This window comes from Pseudomonas sp. PDNC002 (assembly GCF_016919445.1).
Classification (GTDB): Bacteria; Pseudomonadota; Gammaproteobacteria; order Pseudomonadales; family Pseudomonadaceae; genus Pseudomonas.
Genome location: NZ_CP070356.1, coordinates 5551998 through 5568159 on the forward strand (window position 1 = coordinate 5551998; position 16162 = coordinate 5568159).

Below are 16162 nucleotides of genomic sequence, written 5' to 3' on the forward strand. Positions count from 1 at the left end.
ATGCGGCTCATCTCCCCTGCTCGAACCGCCCCATGGCCCGCGCCGCTCCTCCCGATTTCGACGCCACTCCGGCTTCCCTGCGCGCCCTCGCCCGCAGCTATCCGCGTGGCCTGCACATCGAACCGCACTCCCATGACTGGGGGCAGGTGCTCTATGCGATGTCCGGGGTGATGTGGCTGGAAACGCCTTCCGAAGCGCTTCTGGTGCCGCCGAACCGAGCCGTCTGGCTGCCGCCGCAGGTGCCCCACGGCATCCGCGTGGTCAGCGAGCTGCAGATGCGCAATATCTACCTGCGGCCGGGCACGGCGGATTCGCTGGGTGAGCAGGTGCAGGCCTTCGAGGTCGGCGGGCTGCTGCGCGAGCTGATCGTCACCCTGGTGCAGCACGAGAGCGAGCCGGACTCCGAGTATTACCAGGCGCTGTCGCAACTGGCCGTGCTGGAGCTGCAACGCGCCCGCAGCCTGCTGCTGCGCGTGCCGCTGCCGGAGGATTCCGACCGCCGCCTGTTGAACCTGTGCCTGGCGGTGATGGCCGAACCGAGCCAGGAGATCTCCTTCGAGCAGCACGCCGCCGACGCCGGCGCCAGCGTGCGCACCCTCGCCCGCCTGTTCCAGCGCAGCCTGGGCATGGGCTTCGCCCAGTGGCGGCGGCAGGTGCAGCTGGCCACCGCCGTGGCGCAGCTCAACGAGGGCGTCGCGGTGAGCCAGATTGCCCATGGGCTGGGGTATCAGCCGGGGAGCTTCAGTGAGATGTTCCGGCGCGAGCTGGGCGTGGCGCCGTCGGAGTATTGCGCGCGGTAGCTCCGAGCAGGAGCCCGCGATCTCTGTATTCAGGTCGCCTCCAGACTTTCCGGCTACGTAGGAGCGGACTCCGTCCGCGATGTTTCCCGGCCGCTGATGATCATCGCGGACGGAGTCCGCTCCTACGAAAATGGGCAGTCTGCCGGTTTGGCTCTGGCTTTGACGTCATTCAGAGAAACATCCGCACACGCCGAAGCGGCGCGGGAAACGTCAGAGCGAGGCAGGCACATCGCGGACAAGGTCCGCTCCTACGTGGGCGCATGCCCATCCGATACTCCCCACCGACATCTGTCCGATATTCCGAAGTCCCTGACCGGCGACGCCCTCCAGCAGCCCCTAGACTGCTCCCATCCCACCCAGCCGCCGGAGCGATCCACGGAGGACACATGAGCTACCTGATCTCCCTCGCCATCGGCATCGCCGTCGGCCTGGCCTACCACTTCCTCGATTTCCGCTCACCCGCGCCGCCGCTGGTGGCGCTGATCGGCCTGCTGGGCATGCAGATCGGCGAGAACGCCCTGCCGCTGCTGACCCGTTGGTTCCACTGACCCATTCTCCGCAACTGATTGCCAAGGACCCGTGCCATGAAAGCCCTGCAATTCGACCGCACCGGCGACCTCGCCGCCCTGAGCTTCACCGACCTCGCCGACCCGGTGCCCGCCGCTGATGAAGTGCTGGTGGAAGTCCACGCCGCCGGCCTCAACCCCAGCGACGTGAAGAACGTCCTCGGCCGCTTCCCCTACACCACCCTGCCCCGCGTACCGGGCCGCGACTTCGCCGGCACGGTGGTGAAGGGCCCGGCCGAGCTGCTGGGCAAATCTGTCTGGGGCACCGGCAAGGGCCTGGGCTTCACCCGCAACGGCAGCCACGCCCAGCTGATGAGCGTGCCGGTCGGCGGCGTGGCGCTGATGCCCGAGCGCATGAGCTTCGCCCAGGCCGCCAGCTGCGGCGTACCCTTCACCACCGCCTGGGACGCCCTGGAGCGCAGCCAGGTCGGTGCCGGCACCCGCTTGCTGGTGATCGGTTCCGGCGCCGTCGGTGCGGCGGCCATCTCCCTGGCCAAGGCCCGTGGTGCGCAGGTTCTGGGGGCGGTGCGCCGTGCCGAATCCCAGGTGGAGCTGCAGGCCCAGGGCGTGCCGAGTGTCCTGCTGGGAGCCGCCGAGACGCTGGCCGCCCAGGTGGAGGAGCACTTCCCCGGCGGCGCCGAGGTGATCTTCGATACCACCGGTTTCTGGCTGCCGGCGGCGGTCTCCGCCCTGGCCACCTTCGGCCGCATCGCCATCATCGCCGCACCGGTGGACGGCCACGTGCAGTTGCCGGCGCTGGCGCTGTATCGCCGTGGCGGTTCGGTAGTGGGGGTGAATTCGCTGCTGTACGACACGGTCGCCTGCGCGGCGATGCTGCGCCAGTTCGGCCAATGGTTCGACGACGGCAAGCTGCCGCTGCCCAGCGGCCTGCGCGAGGTGCCGCTGAGCGAGGGCGTGCAGCGCTATCACGAGATCAACGAGGGCAGCAGCGAGAAGATTATTCTCGTGCCTTGAGGATTCGATTGGCGGTTCGCTGAAAACCCCCTCACCCTAGCCCTCTCCCGCAGGGAGAGGGGACTGATCGGCGCGGAAGATCGTCTCCGGTGCTCACCGGAACGTCAGTGCAGAAGATTCAGGAGACTGAGGCTTTCACCGGCCGCTACGAACGGCCCCCTCTCCCTGCGGGAGAGGGTTGGGGTGAGGGCATTCCCCTGCGCAGGAGCACAATCAGCCCCTACCCCGCCGCCTTCATCGAAGAGGCTCGCCGCGAGCCGCCTTGCGCCTCTTCCAGCGCCAGGCAGTGGTCGAGGAAGATGCGCATGTAGCCGTAGCTCTTGCAGATCGCCTCGCGCAGCGCCAGCACACGCGGTACCGGCACTTGCGGCCCGCACAGGGTGCAGATGATTTCCAGGGCTTCCCAGGGATGGTCGTCGTCGTAGCGGGCGTGCATCTTCAGCCAGCGCATGGCGTCCTTGCGGGCGCCGGCGGGCAGCGTGCGTTCATAGGTATCGGTGGAACAGACCAGCGCCGACCAATCCCCGGTCGCGCCCTCGATGGCGTAGTTGGTCGCCGCCATCGCCAGCGCCAGATCGTCGGTGGCGCAGCTGTGCCAGCACCAGTGGCCGAGCGCATGAAGCTCGGCGGGCACCAGTTGCGCCTTGAGCTCGGCCAGCGTCACGCCGTAGGCCTCGGCCCAGTGCAGCCAGTAGTCGGCATGGTTGAGTTCAACGCGGATGTTGCGCATCAGCCAGCGGCGCGCCATGTCCTCGCCGGGGCTTCGACCGAAGCGGGTCTTGAGCAGGTTCTGGGACATGTACAGGGGGAACTGCTCGACCACCTGCCAACCGCCGATGAGAAAGGCGCGCATGGTCTGCCGGCTCAGTTGGCCGTCGCGCATTCGCGCGTAGAGTGGATGCCCGACCACCGCCAGGCGGCTGGTCTCGCACTCCTGCACCAGGCGCTGCGCCCACTGCGGGTAACTGGAAAGATCCTTGAGCGGCCCACTACGAACAAAGGTGTCGTTCATCCAAGGCTCCGTGCTGTTCGATCCATGCAAGCACCGGTAAATCAGGCCTCAGATTAGCCCTCTGAGGACGCCACGTCACCGTCCGGAGGTTGTGTCCGATCCAACGGTCGCAAACGCCGCCTCACGCAGGAAGCTGCGATTGAACGGCTGCGGCCGCGCCAGACCGTAGCCCTGGGCGTAGTCGATGCCGATTTCGCGCAGCACGTCGAGGATTTCCTGGGTCTCGACGAACTCCGCCACCGTGCGTTTGCCCATCACGTGGCCGATCTGGTTGATCACCTGGACCATGGCGCGGTCGATGGGGTCCTCGAGCATGTCCTTGATGAAGCTGCCGTCGATCTTCAGGTAGTCCACCGGCAAGTGTTTGAGATAGACGAAGGACGACATGCCGGCGCAGAAGTCGTCCAGCGAGAAGCGATAGCCCAGCGCCTTGAGTTCCTGGATGAAGCGCGTGGCGTTGACCAGGTTGGCGATGGCGCTGGTCTCGGTGATCTCGAAGCAGATGTTCGACGGCGCGATGCCGTAGCGCGGCTGCAGCTCGCGCAGGAAGTCGAGGAAGGTGTCATCACCGATGGTCGCGCCGGAGAGGTTGATGGCGCAGGTATGGATCGGCTCGTAGCCACCGTCGGCCACGCGCGCGGCCAGGATCTTGAAGGCGTTCTCGACCACCCAGCGGTCGATGTCCGGCATCAGACCGTAGCGTTCGGCGGCGGGAATGAAGTTGATCGGCGCCACCACCCGGCCACATTCGTCGTTCAGGCGCAGCAGCAGTTCGACATGGGCGCCCTCCTCCGCGCGCGGATCGACCGGGAAGATCGGCTGGGCGAACAGGCAGAAACGCTCTTCCTCCAGCGCCAGGCGGATGCGCTGCACCCAGGCCATCTCGCCAACCCGGTTGGACAACTCGGTATCGTCCGGGCGGAACACCTGGGCACGGTTGCGGCCCTTCTCCTTGGCCATGTAGCAGGCCATGTCGGCACAGCGCAGGGCCTCTTCCACCGACACCAGCATGGCGGAGATGTGCACCACGCCGATACTGACGGTGATATTGAAACCGCGCCCTTCCCACATGAAATGCAGGGCCTGAACGGTCAGGCGTATACGTTCGGCGATCTGCACCGCCATGTCCGGCGGACAGTGCTCCAGCAGGATGCCGAACTCGTCGCCGCCCAGACGTGCCAGGGTGTCGCCATCGCGCAGGCACTGTTGCAGCACCGAGCAGACCTGGCGCAGCAGTTCGTCGCCGGCGGCGTGGCCACAGGTGTCGTTGACCAGCTTGAACTGGTCCAGGTCCAGGTACATCAGCGAATGCTGGCCGTGGGTGTCGGCGGAGCTTTCCAGCGCCTGCTTGAGGCGGAACTCGAACTCGCGGCGGTTGGTCAGGCCGGTCAGGGCATCGTGGGTCGCCTGCCAGGACAGGCTGGCCATGTACTGGCGCTCGCGGGTCATGTCGTGCAACACCAGCACCACGCCGACGACGTGGGACTCGGCATGGATCGGCGTGGCCACCAGGGTCACCGCCACGCTGGTGCCGTCCAGGCGCTGGATCAATTTGCTGGTCTCGCTGCCGCCCTCCACTTCGCCACGCAGGATCTGCCCCACCAGCGGCAGGCCTTCCTCTTCGGAGCTTTCGTCGAGCACCCGCAGCAGCGAGCGCAGCGGCAGCCCTACGGCCATGGAGTTATCCCAGCCGATCATCCGTTCGGCGGCCGGGTTGAAGTAGGCGATGCACTCGAATTCGTCGAGGGTCACCACGCCATCTCCGATAGCCGCCAGCGTCGTCTGGGCACGCTCCTTCTCGGTGTCCAGGGCGCTCTGGAAGGCGCGTTGCTGGTGCAGCAGCTTGCGCGTGCGCCAGACCGCCAGGAGGATCAGGCACAGGCCGATCAGGGCGTTGGCCACCAGCAACACCCACATCAGCATCCGCGAGCCCTGCCCAAGCGCCGCGGAGAACGCCATGGTGGCTGGCGTGACACCATCGTTGATCACCTGGATACGGCTGTTCCAGTAGCTCAGGTCGCCGGGACGGACATCGCTGGCGCGGATCTTCGCGTGCATCTCGTCGGCCAGTTGCTCCAACTGGTCGAGGTAGGCGTCGCCGATGATCCACATCTTCACCGCCTGGTCGAAATAGCTGTACTCGTGGAAGTAGCGGTAGAGCCAGATCAGCGCGCCGACGTCGTCGGGGTGGTTGCCGCCCTGCAAGGCGCCGGCGTGGGCCAATGCCAGGTCGGGTTCGCTGAGGTCGAGGGCGGCTCGGAAAGTCCGGTCGCCCTGGGGAATGGCGATGGCGGTGCGATAGCGCTCGTAATCCGCCGCATCGTGGCTCTGGCCGTAGAGCTGGAGATAGTGGATGGCGTCCTTCTGGCCCTTGGACCAAAGGCTCTCCCCGCCCACATAGGCGCGCACGCCGGACAGGATGTAGAGGCTGCCGCCACCGATCAGCGCCTGCAGCAACACCACGACCATGAACGGCCAGACCAGTTTGAGCAGGCGCGTCGTGCGCCGGGTCGGCAACAGTCCCATTGCATCCATAACCCGTTTCGGCTTCCTTCTTGTTATCCCTGGCAGGCCGCTGCGGCGGAGCCGCATGCTCCTCCTCGGGGACTCCTGTAGGCCGCCCCTCATTTACTCATAGCCGATCGGTGGAATTCCTCAAACCGCCAGGCATGACACTTGGTCGGCTAACTACCGGCTGTCCGCCGGAAAATCGCGGACGATCGGTCTCGGAGCGCCTGGCGCCGGCCTTTCGTCGAGTCCACCCAATTGGCCACTTAAGTCCGACGACTACTGGCCTTGCGACACCATCGGCCATGTGCCATACCTCAAGTCGTCGTGCAATCTGCAATCAGGAAGCGGCGAACGGAGAAGCCATGCCACGGCGAGATATGGACGCGCTGTATGACCGCCTGGTGGGCCTGACTTACGAGTGCGTGCTCGACGAGGGCAACTGGCTGCCGCTGCTCACCGAACTGATCGACGCCAGCGGTCGCCAGCAGGGCGCCCTGCTGTTCTGGGACCAGACCGAGAACGGCGCGCTGGCCAGCGAGATCAACCTGTGCGACCCCGGCGCCATCGACATCTATAACCGCGAGTTCTGCACCATCGACCCGGCCAAGGGCTTCATGCTGCACCGCCCGGTCGGCCGCTGGTACCACGATCGCGAAGAGTACGGGCCGCAGCGCATCGCCCGCGATCCCTACTATCAGGAGTTCCAGCGGCCCAACGGCATGCACAACGTGTCCTGCGTGAAGCTCAACGAACAGGCCAGCTCGGGTATCTATCTGTCGGTGCTGACCAGCCTGGGCGCGCGCTACCCGGATGGCACCGAGCAGGCGCTGCTGGCGCGCCTGAGCCAGCATCTCACCCGCGCGGCGCGCATGTTCGGCCGCATCGACGCGATGCGCCAGGAGCTGGCCCACCGCGATCTGCTGCTGGACCAGTACCCCACGCCGCTCTGGCTGCTCGATGGCGACACCCGCGTGCTCTACGCCAACCAGGCGGCGCAACAACGGCTGGGGGAGCGCGCGGGGCTGTTCCACGAAGTGTTCGGCCGCCTGCACTGCCGCCAGCACGATGCGAAGCTGCAAGGCCTGGTGCGCCACGCCGGCCCGCGACAGGGCAAGGGCCACGCTGGCTGGCTGCCGCTGGGCGATGGAAGCGGACAGGAACTGCTGGTGACTCCGGTGCCGGCCGAAGCCGGCTTCAACCAGCCGTTCCAGCGACCGCTGGTGCTGCTGGCCGTGCTCGATGCGCACCGCCAGAACCGGCTGCTGGGCGAGCTGTTCGGTCTCACCCCGGCCGAACAGCGCCTGGGCGACCTGCTGGTGCGCGGCCTGACGCCGGAGCACTGCGCCGAGCAACTGGGCACCTCGATCAATACCGTGCGCAGCCAGCTGCGCGCCCTGTTCCGCAAGACACGCACCAGCCGCCAGGCAGAACTGGTGAGCCTGCTGGTGCGCCTGGGGCAGCATTGAGATTTTCGCGACCATCATTCATTCAGATGATGGCCCGAGGCCAAGCGGCCTCTAATGTGGTGGACGGACCTCCGACCGGCAGGTCGGCGGCGCATTCGGCATCTCAGGTGAACGGCAATGGACGATCGCACCCGGCAGCATCCGCAGTCACTCAACGAAGCCATCGAAGAACTCGAACAACAATTGCAACGACTCAAGGACGGTGACGGCGACCTGCTGGCACTGGCAGCCGGTGGCAGCGCGCCAACGGAATCGCCGCGCGTGGTGCCGTTCCCACGACGGCGTGAACGGCCGATGGGCGAAGGTGCCGGCAACGCCGTGCTGATGGACTACCTGTACGGCATCGACAGCACCTTGCGCTCGCTGCTGCCGGACGGCCCCACCGAACAGCTGTTCCGCTACGCCAGCACGGCGCCGGCATCCCGCGCGCTGCGCTCGCGGCGACAACTGCTGGCGCGGGAGATCGACCGCACCTGCGAGTTGCTCAGCGGCCAGGCACGGATTCTCTGCGTGGGCAGCGGGCACCTGCGCGAAGCCGAGCTGGCGCGCTCGCTGCGTCATGGCCATTACCGGGAATTCTTCGCGCTGGATGCGCAGTCGCAATCGTTGCAGACGGTGGAATCCTGCTACGCCTCGCTGGGCGTGCAGACGCTGCTGTGCAGCCTGGACGACCTGTTCTACGGCCGTTCCGACCTCTGCCACTTCGACCTGATCTATTCGGCGGGCCTGTACGAGGTGCTGGACGACCACGATGCCCGCGACCTGACCCGCAACCTGTTCGCCCGCCTGCTACCCGGTGGCCGGCTGCTGATGGGCAACTTCCTCCCCGGCGTGCCGGACATCAGCTACCTCGAAGGCCTGCTGGACTGGCAGCCGCACTACCGTAGCGACGCCGCGCTGCTCGACCTGCTGCTGGGCATTCCCTACAACGACATCGGCGGCGCGCGGGTCTTCCACGACCTGGGCAACTGCGTGGCCTTCCTCGAAGTCACGCGCTACGGCTGATCAGCTCTGCTGAAGATGTCCGTACAGGCGCGCATAGAGCCCGCCCTCGGCGATCAGTTGCTGGTGATCGCCATCCTCGGCAATGCGCCCGCCGTCGAACACCAGCACGCGATCGGCCTGCTTCACCGCTGACAGGCGGTGGGCGATGATCAGCGTGGTGCGGCCCTGGAGGAAGCGCTCCAGCGCCTGGTGCAGGGCGTACTCGGTGGCGGCGTCCAGCGCCGAAGTCGCCTCGTCGAGGATTACCACCTTGGGTTCGGCCAACACCATGCGGGCGATGGCCATGCGCTGCCGCTGGCCGCCGGAGAGCCGCACGCCGGAACGCCCGACCACGCTGTCCAGGCCCTGCGGCAAGGCGCGGATGGTGTCCGCCAGCTGCGCTACTTCCAATGCGCGCCAACAGGCCTCGTCGCCGCGTTCGCGGCCCATGGTCAGGTTGGCGCGCACCGTGTCGTTGAACAGCGCCGGATGCTGCAGCACCACGGCCACCTGCTCGCGCACGCAGTCCAGGCCGATCTCCTCCAGCGCCACGCCGCCATAGCGGATGCTGCCCGACTGTGGCTGGTAGAGCCCCAGCAGCAGTTGCACCAGGGTGCTCTTGCCGCCGCCGCTGGCGCCGACGATGGCGACCTTCTCGCCGGGGGCGATGTCCAGGTCGAGACCGTCCAGCACCCGTTCGTCACGGTAGGCGAAGCTCAGATCGCGCACCTGGATGCCAACGGTGTCATGCCCGGCGAAAGGATCGCGGCGATGAACGTATTGCGGCTCGTCGGCGCGGGAAAGCAGCTCGTTGATACGGGTCAGCGCACCGCCGGCGGCGTAGAAGGCGTACTGCAGGCTGAGCAGTTGTTCCACCGGGCCGATCATGAACCACAGATAACTGAACACCGCGAGCATCTGGCCGATGGACAGGTCGGAGAACAGCACCGTGAGCATGGCGGCGGCGCGGAACAGATCGATGCCGAACTGGAACAGCAGACCGCTGGCGCGCCCGGCGGCGTCGCTCTTCCATTGCGAGGCGGTGGCGTAGTCGCGCACTTCGCGGGCACGGGTGCCGAGGCGGCCTAGGAAGAAGCCCTGGCGGTTGCCGGCGCGCACCTCCTGGATCGCATCGAGGGTTTCGGTGAGCGCCTGGGTGAAACGCGACGTGCTGTCGTTCTCCAGCTTCTTCAGGTGCTTCACGCGCTTGCCCAGCTGCACCGTGGCGAAGATCACCAGCGGATTGAACAGCAGGATCAGCAGCGCCAGTTGCCAGTGCATCCAGATGAGGATGGCCGCCGTGCCGCAGAGCGTCAGCAGCGCCACCAGGAAGCGGCTCAGGGTATCGCCGACGAACTTGTCGAGGGTGTCGAGATCGGTCACCAGGTGCGCGCTGACGGTGCCGCCGCCGAGGGTTTCGTACTCCCCCAGGGCGATGCGTTTCAGGCGTTCGATCAAGCGCAGGCGGATGCGGTACACCACGTCCTTGGACAGCCGCGCGAACAGCTTGGCCTGCAACACGTTGAACACCAGCGCGCAGCTGCGCAACAGCAGGGTCACCAGCAGCATCAGACCGATGTAGCCCAATGGCTTATGCCAGCCGGCGGGCAGCCACTGGTTCATCACCTGCAGGGCGGCATCGCCCTTGCCCAGCAGCACTTCGTCAACCAGCAGCGGCAGCAGCAGCGGGATCGGCACGCTGCAGGCGGTGGCCAGCACGGCGACCAGGTTGGCGAGGATCAGGGCCTTGCGATGGCGGAAGGCGAGCCGGCGAATCTCCGCCCAGCTCAGGCGGTCAACGGACGGCTCAGGCATGCCGCCCGCGCTCCAGCCAGCGCTCCAGCAGCGGAGCGAGCTCGCCCAGCGGCTGGTAGCCGTTGGTCAGCAGGGCCAGTTGGCCATCGCGCTCGGCGAGCAGCGTGGGGAAACCGGCAATGCCCAGGTCGCGGGCCCAGGAGAAGTCGGCAAGGGTTGCCAGGTGGTTGTCCTGGCTGTCAAAGGCTTCGGCGAACTCGATGCGTGGCAGGCCGACCCGTTCGGCCAGCTCGGTAAGCACGCCGGCCTGGGTGACGTCGCGGCCTTCGGCGTAGAAAGCCTGCTGGATTTCACCAACCAACGCCCAGGCGCAGTCCTCATCCAGGCGGCGGGCAGTGACCACCGCCCGGCAGGCCGGCTCGGTGTCGTAGACGAAACCGTCGGGCAGCGCGTCTTCGAAGCGGAACGGCTGGCCGGTGGCGCGATGCACCGCCTCCCAGTGTTCGAGGATATAGCGCTTGGTGGTCGGTTCCAGCGCGGCGCCCTGCCCCGTGCGCAAACCGCCCATCACCAGCGCCAGCGGCACGCCGGCGCCACGCGCCTGCTCTGCCAGCGCCTGGGCTACCGGGGCGAAGCCCCAGCACCAGGAGCACATCGGGTCCATCACATAGAGCAGGCGGCTGGTCACGTATCAGTTCTCCGCGCGGGGATCACGGCCAATGGGATGCGGCTGGTTGCGCTGGCGCGCCAACTCGATCTGCTTCTGCCGTTCGCGGGCACTGGCGCGGGTCTTCTCCGACAGCGAATCCCAGCAATGCGGGCAGCTGATGCCCGGCGCGTAGTGCTGCGAGGCACGGTCCTCGACGGAGATCGGGTTGCGGCAGGCATGGCACTGATCGTAGTCGCCTTCGGAAAGGTCATGACGCACGGTCACGCGGTTGTCGAAGACGAAGCAGTCGCCGCGCCAGAGGGTCTCGGCCTCGGGCACTTCCTCCAGGTACTTGAGGATGCCGCCCTTGAGGTGGAACACCTCTTCGAAGCCTTCGTTGAGCATGTAGCTCGACGCCTTCTCGCAGCGGATGCCGCCGGTGCAGAACATCGCGACCTTCTTGTGTTTCGCCGGGTCGTAATGCTCGCGGATGTAGTCGGGGAACTCGCGGAACGACTTGGTCTTCGGGTCGATGGCACCTTCGAAGGTGCCGATGGCCACTTCATAGTCGTTGCGGGTATCGATCAGCAGGACTTCCGGGTCGGAAATCAGCGCGTTCCAGTCCCCGGGCTCGACGTAGGTCCCGACCTTGGAATTGGGGTCGACGCCCGGTACGCCGAGGGTGACGATTTCCTTCTTCAGCTTGACCTTGGTGCGGTAGAAGGGCTGCTCATCGCAGTAGGACTCCTTGTGGTCCACATCGGCCAGGCGCGGGTCGAGCTTGAGCCAGGCGAGCAGACCGTCGATGCCGGCGCGGGTGCCGGAGACGGTGCCGTTGATGCCCTCTTCGGCGAGCAGCAGGGTGCCCTTCACGCCATTGTCGAGCAGGGTCTGCAGCAGGGGTTCGCGCAGGGCGACGTAGTCGGGCAGGGAGACGAACTTGTACAACGCCGCGACGACGATTCGATCGGTGGTCATGCATCACTCCAGTGGTCGCCCGCGTAAAGGGCGGACCGGGTTTCTTTGGAACAGAAAGTCTGAAAACAAAAGCTGATCGACAGCTGAATCAGAGGCTGAAAATGACAGCGCCGGCAGAAGCCGGCGCTGGGTATCGCATTCTACCGGAGCGGGACGCGTCCCGCATCCAGCCGCCGATCAGTGCGGAAGATCGTGCTTGCTGCCGCCACGGCAGGTCGGCGAATCCGGTGCCGCGCCCTGCTGCGCCCACTCCTCGGGGGTGTAGGTGTGCAGGGCCAGGGCGTGGAACTGGCCCATCAGATCGCCCAGGGTGGCGTAGACCTTCTGGTGCCGCTTCACCGCGTTCAGCCCGGCGAATGCCGGGCTGACGATCACGGCCTTGTAGTGCGTTTCCTGCCCGCGGCTGTGCATGTGGCTCTCGTCGAGCACATCGAGGTGCTGCGGTTCGAGGGCGCCCAGGGCGGTCTGGATACGGTCACGCATGCTCATGTCGGATCTCTTTCAGGTGCTATGAATCAGGGCTTCTTGGCCGGAGCCTGGGGCTTCACGCCCAGTTCCTTGTCCATGTCGGCCATCAGCTTGTTCACCGGGTCTACCGCGGTCTGCAGCTTGGCCTGGGTCAGCTGGGCGGATTCGGCGGTCAGGCGCGGCATCTTCTCCAGCACCTTGCGGCCCAGCGGGGATGCGTAGAAGTCGTTCAGCTGCTTGAGCTCGGACTCGCTGAAGTTGCTGGTGTAGAGCTTGACCAGCTCAGGCTTGAGCTTGTCCCAGCCCACGGCGCGGTCCAGTTCGGCATTGGCCTTGGCCTGGTAGCGGTCGAGCACAGCCTTCTTGCTGTCGGGCGCCTTCGCCTGGGCGAAGCGCTGGGCGAGCATCTGCTGGACTTGCGCGTAGACCGGCACGGTCAGCTTGTCGGCATGGACCTGCTTGAGGAACTTCTCCGCCTCGGCGTTGGCATCAGCCAGTGCCACGGAACTGAAGCCAACCAGAAGTGCAGCGGTGCAGAGGGAACGAAGAACGGTCATGGGGCGGTCCTGTGAGTCTGAAGGGTGTCCGGGTGGGACCCGCCATTCTGCGCCTAAGTTCGGAATACGCTCAAGAGAATGCCAATTGGCGGGGAAGTGACCGACTTCTCTTGTAGGACAGTTCGTGAAACGGCATGCTGCGGCGCGTTGCCACATGGATGTGACCGATGAACACCCTCACCCAGCCGCAGACGCCCGTCGCCACGCCCCCCCTGTGCGATGCGCGCGGCCGCCTGAACAGCGCGGCAGTGGGCTGGTCGTCGCGGCCGCAGACGCTCTGCCAGCTCTCCGGCAATATCGGCCGGCGCAAACGCTGGAACCACTGGTGCATCAATGCGCCGGGCTGGATGCTCTCCATCACCATCGCCGACCTCGACTACCTGGGCTACGGCGCCGTGTACTTCCTCGACCTGGAAACCGGACAATCGGTGCACCGCACCCAGTTCAGCCCCTTCGGCCTGGGCTGCCACCTGCCCGACATGCCGAACCAGAGCCACCGCTTCGAGCACGGCCAGCTCTGCCTGGGCTTCGACGAGCAACCCGGCCAACTGCGCATCAGCGCCTGCGCACCGAACCTGGGCGGCCAGCCGCTGAACCTGACCCTCGAAGTCCAACGCCCGGCGCACCTGGAATCGGTCAACCTGGTGGTGCCGATGGCTGGCAAGGGCTTCCACGCCTGCAGCCGGCAGATGGGGCTGCCGATCAGCGGCAGCCTCACCCTGGGGAACAAGACCTACCGCTGCAGCGAAGGGCAGAGCTTCGCCGCTCTGGACTTCGGCCGTGGCGTCTGGCCCTTCAATACCCACTGGACCCGCGCCGCCTTCGCAGCGCCAGGCGGCATCGCCGGCAACTTCGGCGCCGGCTGGACGGAACACAGCCACCTGAGCGAGAACGCCCTGTGGTTCGGCGGCGAACTGCAACCGCTGCCCGGCGCCATGGAAATCCGCCAGACGCCCCATGATCCGCTGTCTCCCTGGCAACTGCGCAGCGCCGACGAGCGAGTCGAGCTCACCTTCACTCCGCGCAAACTGCACCGCGCCTGTCCGCGCCTGGGCCCGCTGTTCGCCGAGACGAGCCAGTGGTTCGGCCGTTTCGATGGCGCCTTGCGCGCGGCCGACGGCGACCTCGTGCCGGTGAACGGCGCCCTCGGCTGGATCGGCGCCACCCACGCACGCTGGTGAAACCGCTCTATCGCGCCAATTGACGCAGTGCGGAACCCGGAACGCGGACAGCGGCCTAAACTGGCCGAGACCTAATCCGGAGAAAGCACCATGAGCCGCACCGAAACCGACAGCCTCGGCCCCATCGAAGTCCCCGAGAACGCCTACTGGGGCGCGCAGACCCAGCGCTCGCTGGAGAACTTCGCCATCGGTGGCCAGCGCATGCCCCTGGCCGTGGTCCACGCCCTGGCCCTGATCAAGAAGGCCGCCGCGCGGGTCAACGCGCAACTGGGCGAGCTGCCTGAGAACATCACCAGCCTGATCGAGGAAGCCGCCGACGAAGTGCTGGCCGGCGAACACGACGACCAGTTCCCGCTGGTGGTCTGGCAGACCGGCAGCGGCACCCAGAGCAACATGAACGTCAACGAGGTGATCGCCGGCCGCGCCAACGAAATCGCCGGTAATGGCCGTGGCGGCAAGAAGCCGGTGCACCCCAATGACCACGTCAACCGCGCGCAGAGTTCCAACGACAGCTTCCCCACCGCCATGCACATCGCCGCCGCCCAGGCCGTGCAGCACGACCTGCTGCCGGCCATCGCCGAGCTCAGCGGCGGCCTCGCCCAGCAGGCGGCGCGCCACGCCAACCTGGTGAAGACCGGGCGCACCCACCTGATGGACGCCACGCCCGTCACCTTCGGCCAGGAACTCTCCGCCTTCGTCGCCCAGCTCGACTACGCCGAGCGTGCCCTCCGTGCGGCGCTGCCGGCGGTCTACGAGCTGGCCCAGGGCGGCACCGCCGTGGGCACCGGGCTGAACGCGCCGAAGGAGTTCGCCGACGCCATCGCCGCTGAACTGGCCGATCTCTCCGGCCTGCCCTTCGTCTCCGCGCCGAACAAGTTCGCCGCCCTCGCCGGCCACGAGCCGCTGGTGACCCTGGCCGGTGCGTTGAAAACCCTCGCGGTGGCACTGATGAAGATCGCCAACGACCTGCGCCTGCTCGGTTCCGGTCCCCGCGCGGGCTTCGCCGAGGTGAAGCTGCCGGCCAACGAGCCGGGCTCCTCGATCATGCCCGGCAAGGTCAACCCGACCCAATGCGAGGCGCTGTCGATGCTCGCCTGCCAGGTCTTCGGCAACGATGCCGCGATCACCTTCGCCGCGAGCCAGGGCCACCTACAGCTCAACGTCTACAAGCCGGTAATCATCCACAACCTGCTGGAGTCCGCGCGCCTGCTGGCCGACGGCTGCCGCAACTTCAACACCCATTGCATTGCCGGCATGGAGCCGGACGCGGCGAAGATGCGCGAGCACCTGGACCGCGGCCTGATGCTGGTGACCGCGTTGAACCCGCACATCGGCTACGACAAGGCCGCCGAGATCGCCAAGAAGGCCTACGGCGAAGGCAAGACCCTGCGTGAGGCCGCACTGGAACTGGGCTACCTGACCGATGCCGAGTTCGACCAGTGGGTGCGCCCGGAAACCATGCTGGAGGCGGGCCAGAATGGTTGAGCCGACCCGTTCCGGCGCCACGCCCCTGGAGGGCGACGGCAAGCGCGTGCTGCTGGTGCTGGGCTCGCCCAAGCACGGCGGCTTCTGCCACGCGGTCGCCGAGGCCTACGCCCAGGGCGCCCGCGTCAAGGGCCATGTGGTGCACACGCTCAAGCTCGGCGAGATGCACTTCGACCCGGTGCTACGCGGTGGCTACGAGCTGGGCCAGGCGCTGGAACCGGACGTGCTCGAGGCCCAGCGGCAAATCCACTGGGCACAGCATCTGGTTTTCGTCTATCCGATCTGGTGGGGCGGCCTGCCGGCATTGCTGCAAGGCTTCTTCGACCGCGTGCTGCAGCCGGGCTTCGCCTTCCGCTACCGCTCGGTCGAATCCCGTGAGTTCGAGCCGCTGCTTGGCGGGCGCACGGCGGACCTGCTGGTCAGCCACGACCAGACCCACTGGCATTACCGCCTGCGCCAGGGGGCTCCAGCGCACCGCCAGATGACCCGCTGCATCCTCGCCCCCTGCGGCATCGCCCTGCATCACCTGGAGGAATTCAGCCCGGTGCGCGGCTCCGGCGAGGAGCAACGCCAGGGCTGGCTGCGCCGCGCGGAGCAGTTGGGCGCGCAGGCCTGACCCGACGGGGAGCGTCGCACGCGGCGCTCTTCGCCTCCCGATCACTGCCATCTGCCGGCATAAGCCTTTACCTCGCTCAACTTGGGATTCGCCCTACTCCTGCCGCTCTCCGCCGTTCCCTAGCATGCGCCCGCCCACTTCCGGGCTTGTCCGTCTTGC

The 16162-nt window shown here is 66.8% G+C and carries 15 protein-coding genes; 8 read left to right on the forward strand and 7 right to left on the reverse strand.

Going from position 1 to position 16162, the window contains the following annotated elements:
- Positions 1-32: 32 nt before the first annotated feature.
- The 3 genes from JVX91_RS25005 to JVX91_RS25015 all read left to right on the forward strand — a co-directional run bounded on the left by JVX91_RS25005 (position 33) and on the right by JVX91_RS25015 (position 2341).
- Entirely contained in the window at positions 33-800 is a 768-nt protein-coding gene (locus JVX91_RS25005) for a helix-turn-helix transcriptional regulator (protein ID WP_205336755.1), read from the forward strand.
- A gap of 386 nt (positions 801-1186) precedes the next feature.
- The gene (locus JVX91_RS25010) at positions 1187-1348 is read left to right on the forward strand and encodes a DUF1427 family protein (protein ID WP_205336756.1); all 162 of its coding nucleotides are present in this window, start codon (positions 1187-1189) and stop codon (positions 1346-1348) included.
- Between the two features lie 36 nt (positions 1349-1384).
- Positions 1385-2341, forward strand: coding sequence for a zinc-binding alcohol dehydrogenase family protein (locus tag JVX91_RS25015; protein ID WP_205336757.1), 957 nt, complete (start codon positions 1385-1387; stop codon positions 2339-2341).
- Between the two features lie 220 nt (positions 2342-2561).
- On the opposite strand, the gene JVX91_RS25020 is transcribed toward JVX91_RS25015, so the two are convergent.
- Together JVX91_RS25020 and JVX91_RS25025 are read right to left on the reverse strand one after the other, a co-directional pair.
- On the reverse strand, positions 2562-3353 hold the full coding sequence (locus JVX91_RS25020) for an iron-containing redox enzyme family protein (RefSeq protein WP_205336758.1): 792 nt from the start codon (positions 3351-3353) through the stop codon (positions 2562-2564).
- Between the two features lie 75 nt (positions 3354-3428).
- Positions 3429-5879, reverse strand: coding sequence for an EAL domain-containing protein (locus tag JVX91_RS25025; RefSeq protein ID WP_205340099.1), 2451 nt, complete (start codon positions 5877-5879; stop codon positions 3429-3431).
- Between the two features lie 347 nt (positions 5880-6226).
- Here JVX91_RS25025 and JVX91_RS25030 point away from each other — a divergent pair, with 347 nt between their 5' ends.
- Both JVX91_RS25030 and JVX91_RS25035 read left to right on the forward strand, forming a co-directional pair.
- Positions 6227-7330, forward strand: a complete 1104-nt coding sequence (locus JVX91_RS25030) for a helix-turn-helix transcriptional regulator (RefSeq protein WP_240201664.1) — start codon at positions 6227-6229, stop codon at positions 7328-7330.
- 117 nt (positions 7331-7447) lie between these two features.
- On the forward strand, positions 7448-8335 hold the full coding sequence (locus tag JVX91_RS25035; protein WP_205336759.1) for a class I SAM-dependent methyltransferase: 888 nt from the start codon (positions 7448-7450) through the stop codon (positions 8333-8335).
- Here JVX91_RS25035 and JVX91_RS25040 read toward each other — a convergent pair whose 3' ends face one another.
- The 5 genes from JVX91_RS25040 to JVX91_RS25060 all read right to left on the reverse strand — a co-directional run bounded on the left by JVX91_RS25040 (position 8336) and on the right by JVX91_RS25060 (position 12721).
- The gene (locus JVX91_RS25040) at positions 8336-10129 is read right to left on the reverse strand and encodes an ABC transporter ATP-binding protein (RefSeq protein ID WP_205336760.1); all 1794 of its coding nucleotides are present in this window, start codon (positions 10127-10129) and stop codon (positions 8336-8338) included.
- Positions 10122-10757 carry a DsbA family protein gene (locus JVX91_RS25045; RefSeq protein WP_205336761.1) on the reverse strand — a complete coding sequence of 212 codons (636 nt, stop codon included), beginning with the start codon at positions 10755-10757 and terminating at the stop codon, positions 10122-10124. Before JVX91_RS25045 ends, JVX91_RS25040 begins: the two co-directional genes overlap by 8 nt.
- Before the next feature lie 3 nt (positions 10758-10760).
- Positions 10761-11696 (reverse strand): rhodanese-related sulfurtransferase, encoded by a 936-nt coding sequence (locus JVX91_RS25050; RefSeq protein WP_205336762.1) that lies wholly within the window; start codon positions 11694-11696, stop codon positions 10761-10763.
- Positions 11697-11873: 177 nt separating this feature from the next.
- Positions 11874-12185 (reverse strand): BolA family protein, encoded by a 312-nt coding sequence (locus tag JVX91_RS25055; RefSeq protein ID WP_205336763.1) that lies wholly within the window; start codon positions 12183-12185, stop codon positions 11874-11876.
- Positions 12186-12211: 26 nt separating this feature from the next.
- Positions 12212-12721 (reverse strand): DUF2059 domain-containing protein, encoded by a 510-nt coding sequence (locus tag JVX91_RS25060; protein WP_205336764.1) that lies wholly within the window; start codon positions 12719-12721, stop codon positions 12212-12214.
- 167 nt (positions 12722-12888) lie between these two features.
- Here JVX91_RS25060 and JVX91_RS25065 point away from each other — a divergent pair, with 167 nt between their 5' ends.
- The 3 genes from JVX91_RS25065 to JVX91_RS25075 all read left to right on the forward strand — a co-directional run bounded on the left by JVX91_RS25065 (position 12889) and on the right by JVX91_RS25075 (position 16003).
- Positions 12889-13902: a DUF2804 domain-containing protein gene (locus tag JVX91_RS25065; protein ID WP_205336765.1), complete on the forward strand. Its 1014-nt coding sequence runs from the start codon at positions 12889-12891 to the stop codon at positions 13900-13902.
- Positions 13903-13992: 90 nt separating this feature from the next.
- Complete coding sequence (locus tag JVX91_RS25070) at positions 13993-15387, forward strand: class II fumarate hydratase (RefSeq protein ID WP_205336766.1); 1395 nt, start codon at positions 13993-13995, stop codon at positions 15385-15387.
- Positions 15380-16003 (forward strand): NAD(P)H-dependent oxidoreductase, encoded by a 624-nt coding sequence (locus tag JVX91_RS25075; protein WP_205336767.1) that lies wholly within the window; start codon positions 15380-15382, stop codon positions 16001-16003. The genes JVX91_RS25070 and JVX91_RS25075 overlap by 8 nt, the downstream gene beginning before the upstream one ends.
- Positions 16004-16162: the final 159 nt, after the last annotated feature.

Excerpts from the sequence above, each read along its gene's own strand:
- JVX91_RS25005 (WP_205336755.1), top strand. The coding sequence starts at position 33 with ATGGCCCGCGCCGCTCCTCCCGATTTCGACGCCACTCCGGCTTCCCTG.
- JVX91_RS25010 (WP_205336756.1), top strand. The coding sequence starts at position 1,187 with ATGAGCTACCTGATCTCCCTCGCCATCGGCATCGCCGTCGGCCTGGCC.
- JVX91_RS25015 (WP_205336757.1), top strand. The coding sequence starts at position 1,385 with ATGAAAGCCCTGCAATTCGACCGCACCGGCGACCTCGCCGCCCTGAGC.
- JVX91_RS25020 (WP_205336758.1), bottom strand. The coding sequence starts at position 3,353 with ATGAACGACACCTTTGTTCGTAGTGGGCCGCTCAAGGATCTTTCCAGT.
- JVX91_RS25025 (WP_205340099.1), bottom strand. The coding sequence starts at position 5,879 with ATGGGACTGTTGCCGACCCGGCGCACGACGCGCCTGCTCAAACTGGTC.
- JVX91_RS25030 (WP_240201664.1), top strand. The coding sequence starts at position 6,227 with ATGCCACGGCGAGATATGGACGCGCTGTATGACCGCCTGGTGGGCCTG.
- JVX91_RS25035 (WP_205336759.1), top strand. The coding sequence starts at position 7,448 with ATGGACGATCGCACCCGGCAGCATCCGCAGTCACTCAACGAAGCCATC.
- JVX91_RS25040 (WP_205336760.1), bottom strand. The coding sequence starts at position 10,129 with ATGCCTGAGCCGTCCGTTGACCGCCTGAGCTGGGCGGAGATTCGCCGG.
- JVX91_RS25050 (WP_205336762.1), bottom strand. The coding sequence starts at position 11,696 with ATGACCACCGATCGAATCGTCGTCGCGGCGTTGTACAAGTTCGTCTCC.
- JVX91_RS25055 (WP_205336763.1), bottom strand. The coding sequence starts at position 12,185 with ATGAGCATGCGTGACCGTATCCAGACCGCCCTGGGCGCCCTCGAACCG.
- JVX91_RS25060 (WP_205336764.1), bottom strand. The coding sequence starts at position 12,721 with ATGACCGTTCTTCGTTCCCTCTGCACCGCTGCACTTCTGGTTGGCTTC.
- JVX91_RS25065 (WP_205336765.1), top strand. The coding sequence starts at position 12,889 with ATGAACACCCTCACCCAGCCGCAGACGCCCGTCGCCACGCCCCCCCTG.
- JVX91_RS25070 (WP_205336766.1), top strand. The coding sequence starts at position 13,993 with ATGAGCCGCACCGAAACCGACAGCCTCGGCCCCATCGAAGTCCCCGAG.
- JVX91_RS25075 (WP_205336767.1), top strand. The coding sequence starts at position 15,380 with ATGGTTGAGCCGACCCGTTCCGGCGCCACGCCCCTGGAGGGCGACGGC.